The following is a 3,805-nucleotide window of genomic DNA, read 5'->3' as shown; positions in this document are numbered from 1 at the left end:
GCGCGGCGCTGCGCGGGCGACGGGGCCTCGCGCTGGGGTTGGGACTGCCGACGGCCCTGCTTTGTCTCGTCCCGCTCGCCGCGCTGGTGGTCATGCCGGTCGCCTTCGTGGGCGGGGTGTTCGTCGCCCGGGAGACGCTGCGCACCACGACCGAGCCGGCCGACGCCCGGTAGCCACCGGTGGGCCCCTCCCCGGGAGGTGAGGCCCACCGGTGGCGGCGATCAGGCCAGGTCGAACCGGTCGAGGTTCATGACCTTGTCCCACGCGGCGACGAAGTCCCGCACGAACATGTCCTTCGCGTCGTCGGCGGCGTAGACCTCGGCCAGGGCCCGCAGTTCGGAGTTCGACCCGAACACCAGGTCCACCCGGCTGCCGGTCCACTTCACCGCACCGGAGGCGTCCCGCCCCTCGAAGGTCTGCGCGTCCTCCGAGGTCGGCTTCCACGTGATGCCCATGTCGAGCAGGTTCGCGAAGAAGTCGTTGGTCAGCGACCCCGGCGTGTCCGTGAACACGCCCAGCGACGAGGAGTCGTGGTTCGCCCCGAGGACGCGGAGGCCACCGACGAGGACGGTCGTCTCCGGCGCGCTCAGCGTGAGCAGGTTCGCCCGGTCGAGCAGCAGGTACTCGGCGGAGAGCCGGTTGCCCTTGCCCAGGTAGTTGCGGAACCCGTCCGCGGTGGGCTCCAACGCGGCGAACGACTCGGCGTCGGTCTGCTCCGGCGTCGCGTCGACGCGGCCCGGGGTGAACGGCACGCGGAGGTCGTGGCCCGCGGCCTTGGCGGCCCGCTCCACGGCGGCGCAGCCGCCGAGCACGATCAGGTCGGCCAGCGAGACCCGCTTGCTGCCGCTCTGTGCCTCGTTGAACGACTGCTGGATGCCCTCCAGGGTGGACAGCACCGTCTCCAGCTCGGCCGGGTTGTTGACCTCCCACCCGTTCTGCGGGTTGAGCCGGATGCGCGCACCGTTGGCACCGCCGCGCTTGTCACTGCCCCGGAATGTCGAGGCCGACGCCCACGCGGTGGTGACCAGCTGCGCGGTGCTCAGCCCGGAGCCGAGGACGGTGCTCTTCAGCGAGTCGATGTCCGCCTCGCCGATCAGCTCGTGGTCCACCTCGGGCAGCGGGTCCTGCCACAGCAGGGTCTCCGCGGGCACCTCCGGGCCGAGGTAGCGGACCTTCGGTCCCATGTCCCGGTGGGTCAGCTTGTACCAGGCGCGGGCGAAGGCGTCGGCGAACTCGTCGGGGTTCTCGTAGAACCGGCGCGAGATCGGCCCGTAGATCGGGTCGTAGCGCAGCGCCAGGTCCGTGGTCAGCATCGCGGGCGCGACCTTCCGCGCCGCGTCGTGCGCGTGCGGGACGGTGCCCTCGCCCGCGCCGTCCTTCGGCTTCCACTGCTTCGCGCCCGCCGGGCTGGTGGTCAGCTCCCACTCGTACTCGAACAGGTTCGCGAAGAAGCCGTTGCTCCACTTGGTCGGCGTGCTGGTCCAGGTGACCTCCAGCCCGCTGCCGATCGCGTCGCCGCCCGTGCCGGTGCCGTAGGCGTTGCGCCAGCCCAGGCCCTGCTCCTCCAGCGGGGCCGACTCGGGGTCGGGGCCGAGGTGGCTGTCCGGCGCGGCACCGTGGGTCTTGCCGAAGGTGTGCCCGCCGGCGATCAGCGCGACGGTCTCCTCGTCGTTCATGGCCATGCGGCCGAACGTCTCGCGGATGTCGCGGGCCGCGGCGATCGGGTCCGGTTCGCCGTTCGGGCCCTCCGGGTTGACGTAGATCAGGCCCATCTGGACGGCCGCCAGCGGGTTCTCCAGCTCGCGGTCACCGCTGTAGCGCCGGTCGTCCAGCCACTCGGTCTCCGGGCCCCAGTAGACGTCCTCGTCGGGTTCCCAGACGTCCTCGCGGCCGCCGGCGAAGCCGAACGTCTCGAAGCCCATCGACTCCAGCGCGACGTTGCCCGCCAGGACGAGCAGGTCGGCCCAGGAGAGGTTCTGGCCGTACTTCTTCTTGACCGGCCACAGCAGACGGCGGGCCTTGTCCAGGTTGACGTTGTCCGGCCAGCTGTTCAGCGGGGCGAACCGCTGCTGCCCGGCGCCCGCGCCGCCGCGGCCGTCGCTGATGCGGTAGGTGCCCGCGCTGTGCCAGGCCATCCGGATGATCAGCGGACCGTAGTGGCCGAAGTCGGCGGGCCACCAGTCCTGCGAGGTGGTCAGCACCTCCTCGATGTCCCGCTTGACGGCGGGCAGGTCGAGGGAGTTGAACGCGGCGGCGTAGTCGAAGTCCTCCCCGAGCGGGTTGGTCGCCGGGGAGTTCTTCGACAGGATCTTCAGGTTGAGCTTGTCCGGCCACCACTGGCGGTTCCCGCCACCCTCGGTGGGGTGCGGGGCGCGGCCGTGCACCACGGGGCACTGGCCGGTGGTGTCGAGATCGTCGGTCACGGGTGTCCTTTCAGGATGAATGCGTGTGTTCCGGTTCGGGGGAGCAGGCAGGGCACAGTCCCCAGTAGATGACCTCGGCCTCGTCGACGTGGAAGCCGTGGGCGTCCGACGCGGTCAGGCAGGGCGCGGACCCCACGGCGCAGTCGACATCGGCGAGGGCGCCGCACGACCGGCACGCGACGTGGTGGTGGTTGTCCCCGACCCGCGTCTCGTAGCGGGCCACGGACCCCATCGGCTGGATCCGTCGCAGCAGTCCCGCCTCGGTCAGCGCGCGCAGTCCATCGTAGACGGCCTGGTGCGACACCTTCGGCAGTTCCTCCCGGACGGCGCCGATGATCGATTCCGTGTCGGCGTGCGGACGGTCGCGCACCGCGGACAGCACCGCGACCCGGGGTCGGGTCACTCGCAGTGCGGCCTCGCGCAGCATGTGCTCGAAGCCCGCAGTCGTCGTTGGCACGCGGGGCAGTCTGGCGGGCTTTCTGGAATGGATCAAGAGTTTTTCGGAGTGCTGTGTCTCACTCGTGCTCGCGACGTGACCGGGACGTGACCCGCGAGAGGAAAGGCGTCGTCCGGACACACCCGCCGGGCCGGATCCGGAGCGGACCGGTGTGCGGGATGCGGCAGGATGGAACGATGACGACGCCCCGTCCGGTTCCGATCGCCCGCGCGCCCATCCAGCTCGGCCAGTTCCTCAAGCTGGCGGGGGTGGTCGAGGACGGCGCGGAGGCGAAGGCGTTGCTGGCCGAGGTCGGCGTCGACGTCAACGGCGAGCCCGAACACCGCCGTGGTCGCAAGCTCGACGCCGGGGACCTCGTCGCGGTCGGCGGCGAGACACTCGAGGTCACCGTCCAGTGAGCCACGGCGTTGTTGGGTCGCTGTCGTCGTCCGGTCAGGCCAGGGTGCCGCGCAGGAGCGTGGCGTAGAGGGTGAGACCGGGGCCGAACGCGAGCGCCACGGCGGGGTCCCCGGGACCGAGCGTGGGACGGAGCTCGTCGAGGACGAGCAGGACGGTGGCCGAGGAACAGTTGCCGTGCTCGGCGAGCACCGTCCGGGAGGCGGCCAGCGCGTCCGGCCCCAGTCCGAGCGTGTCCTCGACGGTGTGCAGGATGCGCGGCCCGCCGGGGTGGACGGCCCACCCGCGCACGTCCCCGACGGCGAGGCCGTTCCGGGCGAGCAGGTCCTTGACGACCATCGGCAGGTGCTCGGCCAGCACCTCCGGGACCCGGGGGGACAGGCCCATGCGGAACCCGAGGTCGGTGACCTCCCAGGTCATGTGCCCGGCCGTGGCGGTGTCGGTGTACGCGGCCGTGTCGACCACGTCGACGCCCGGTGCCCCGGCACCCGTGCCCGGCGACGGCGGCCGGAGCACCACCGCGGCGGCC

Annotated in this window: 4 protein-coding genes and 1 pseudogene; 2 read left to right on the top strand and 3 right to left on the bottom strand. The window is 71.8% G+C overall.

Features of this window, described 5'->3' with window-relative positions:
• Positions 1-173, top strand: a pseudogene (locus SACHA_RS26720) (EI24 domain-containing protein); the annotation flags it as partial.
• A gap of 48 nt (positions 174-221) precedes the next feature.
• Here the strand turns inward: SACHA_RS26720 and katG are convergent.
• Both katG and SACHA_RS0119010 read right to left on the bottom strand, forming a co-directional pair.
• Positions 222-2,423: a catalase/peroxidase HPI gene (katG, locus tag SACHA_RS0119015; protein ID WP_019812320.1), complete on the bottom strand. Its 2,202-nt coding sequence runs from the start codon at positions 2,421-2,423 to the stop codon at positions 222-224.
• Positions 2,424-2,433: 10 nt separating this feature from the next.
• On the bottom strand, positions 2,434-2,850 hold the full coding sequence (locus SACHA_RS0119010; protein WP_019812319.1) for a Fur family transcriptional regulator: 417 nt from the start codon (positions 2,848-2,850) through the stop codon (positions 2,434-2,436).
• Positions 2,851-3,056: 206 nt separating this feature from the next.
• On the opposite strand from SACHA_RS0119010, the gene SACHA_RS0119005 reads away from it, so the two are divergent.
• Positions 3,057-3,278, top strand: coding sequence for an RNA-binding S4 domain-containing protein (locus SACHA_RS0119005; RefSeq protein WP_019812317.1), 222 nt, complete (start codon positions 3,057-3,059; stop codon positions 3,276-3,278).
• 34 nt (positions 3,279-3,312) lie between these two features.
• Here SACHA_RS0119005 and SACHA_RS23155 read toward each other — a convergent pair.
• On the bottom strand, positions 3,313-3,805 hold a 493-nt coding region (locus SACHA_RS23155; RefSeq protein ID WP_039739805.1), incomplete at its 5' end, for a 3-oxoacyl-[acyl-carrier-protein] synthase III C-terminal domain-containing protein.

It is taken from the genome of Saccharomonospora halophila 8, from assembly GCF_000383775.1.
Taxonomy (GTDB): domain Bacteria; phylum Actinomycetota; class Actinomycetes; order Mycobacteriales; family Pseudonocardiaceae; genus Saccharomonospora; species Saccharomonospora halophila.
This window is presented reverse-complemented; position numbering and strand designations above follow the sequence as displayed.

Excerpts from the sequence above, each read along its gene's own strand:
- SACHA_RS0119010 (WP_019812319.1), bottom strand. The coding sequence starts at position 2,850 with ATGCTGCGCGAGGCCGCACTGCGAGTGACCCGACCCCGGGTCGCGGTG.
- SACHA_RS0119005 (WP_019812317.1), top strand. The coding sequence starts at position 3,057 with ATGACGACGCCCCGTCCGGTTCCGATCGCCCGCGCGCCCATCCAGCTC.